The sequence below is a fragment of the Syntrophorhabdus sp. genome (assembly GCA_012719415.1).
In the GTDB taxonomy this organism is placed as follows: domain Bacteria; phylum Desulfobacterota; class Syntrophorhabdia; order Syntrophorhabdales; family Syntrophorhabdaceae; genus Delta-02.
Window position 1 is genome coordinate 1 of the sequence record JAAYAK010000287.1, and the last position, 2026, is coordinate 2026.

The 2026-nt window shown below is 61.4% G+C and carries 2 protein-coding genes; both read right to left on the reverse strand.

Annotated features, from left to right (window positions below):
- On the reverse strand, nucleotides 1-900 hold a 900-nt coding region (gene amrB / locus GXX82_16710), incomplete at its 3' end, for an AmmeMemoRadiSam system protein B (protein NLT24686.1).
- Complete coding sequence (gene amrS / locus GXX82_16715; protein NLT24687.1) at nucleotides 897-1967, reverse strand: AmmeMemoRadiSam system radical SAM enzyme; 1071 nt, start codon at nucleotides 1965-1967, stop codon at nucleotides 897-899. The genes amrS and amrB, both read right to left, overlap by 4 nt.
- Nucleotides 1968-2026: the final 59 nt, after the last annotated feature.

Consider the following 2026-nt stretch of genomic DNA (forward strand, 5'->3'; position numbering starts at 1 on the left):
CACCCTCGTCCTGTCCCCCGCCGTGTCTCCCGAGTTCGTGTAGTGAAGGACCTGTGCCTGTGCCCCCAGCTTCGCCGCCGCCATCATGGAGGCAGCGACCGCCGTCGCGCCGCAGAGCTCGTTCTCCCTCTTTGCCAGCCCATCGATAAGGCCCGCCGCGTCGAGGTCGGCCACAAACCTCAACGTCGATGAATCCATCCTGACCGCCTCACTGTATGGATGATAGTGCGACATGTCCGAGGAGACGACGAGAAGCACTTTCCCTCTGTGCTGCTTGAGGATCGTCGCGAGGGAGTCGGAGAGCGTCTCCATGTCCTTTCTTTCCAGGGCTCCCGTGAGAAGAGGAACGATCTTGAAGTCTTTCAATGTCCGCTGGAGAAAGGGAAGCTGTACCTCGAGGGAGTGTTCCTCGTCGAAGGCGCCGGGATTGTCCTTCACGGCCCCGCAGAGGGACGCCACCTTCCTGCCCATGGCGGTGTCGACAGGCACCTTTCCCAGGGGCGTCTCCCAGGTGCCCGACGGGTAGAGGGCTATGCCGCTGAAGGAACTGCGATGACTGGGCCCGAGGAGGATCACCGTCGTTATGCCCTTTCCCCTGGCGGCGTTGTACGAGTAGGCGGCCGTCTTTCCCGAATAGATATACCCCGCGTGAGGGGCGATAACGGCAAACACGCCCGGGGGCACATCGCCCACCCGCTCGGCGTCCCTCAGGTACCCGTCCACCACGGTCTGCAGGGACACGCTGTCCGCGGGGTAGAATGAGCCCGCGAAGACAGGTTTCTTCACCGGGGCTGCGGATCGCGCGAGCGCCGCGCCTGCCGCCGCGACAAGAACACAGGCGGTAAACACCGCCGTGAGGGCCAGGACAGCAAAGCCTTTGTTCGCATGTGTCCTTCTCATGTCGCCCATATCCCTCCTATCTTTGTCCCGCATGAGGGGCACGCGCCGTTCTTGAGGGTCACGTTGAGGACGTTGTACCCCGATCTCTGGATGAGGATCGTCTTGCATTTCGGACAGTAGGTGTTCTCTCCGGGGTGGCCCGGGACGTTCCCGATGTAGACGAACTGAAGTCCCGCTTCGAAGCCCACGTCGCGGGTCCTCTCAAGCGTTTTCACCGATGTGGGGGAGATCCCCGTCAGTTTGTACATGGGGTAGAAGCGGGAGAAGTGGACGGGCACATCCCGTCCGACCTCTTTCACGACCCACCGGCACATCTCCCTCACCATCTTCTCGTCATCGTTGTACCCTTCTATGACGAGGTTCGTGATCTCAACCCATACACCGGACCGCTTGAGCGTCTTTATCGTGGCGAGCACGGGTGCGAGCCTGCCTTCGCAGAGCTTGCCGTAAAAGTCTTCGGAGAAGCCCTTCAAGTCTACATTGATGGCGTCCATGTGCCTGGACAGGGCCTTCAGGGGTTCGGGGTTGATGTAGCCGTTGGAGTGCGCGACGTTCAGGATGCCCCGCCCGCGGGCGGCCTTCGCCGTGTCGAACATGTATTCGTAGAAGTTCGTCGGCTCCGTGTATGTGTAGGCGATACTTTTGCAATCCTTTTGGGCGGCTGCCGCGGCGAGGTCCTTCGGCGGCAGGGTGACGTTGGTGGTTTCGAGGGGTGATACCTGAGAGATCTGCCAGTTCTGACAGAACCGGCACCGGAAATTGCAGCCGGCGCTTGCCACGGAGAGGGAGTACGTCCTGGGAAGGACGTGGAAGAATGGTTTCTTTTCCACGGGATCGATATGCACCGCGCAGGGCGAGCCGTAGCCGAGGGAATAGAGCTTGCCGGAGATGTTCCTGCGGGCGCGGCAGAAGCCCGTGGCACCGTCGGGAAGCGTGCAGCGGCGGGGGCACAGCAGGCACTCGACATCCTTCGTCGAGCCCGTCTTCCGGTAGTAGAGCGCCTCGTGGAATGCCGGCCCGGATGTCTGCGCGTGAACATTCGTTCCTGCACCAAGGACGAAAGGCATGAGTGCTGCGACCTTCAGGAAATCTCTTCTTCTCACCGTGGCACCATCGCTGTGGTATA

Excerpts from the sequence above, each read along its gene's own strand:
- amrS (NLT24687.1), bottom strand. The coding sequence starts at position 1,967 with ATGCCTTTCGTCCTTGGTGCAGGAACGAATGTTCACGCGCAGACATCC.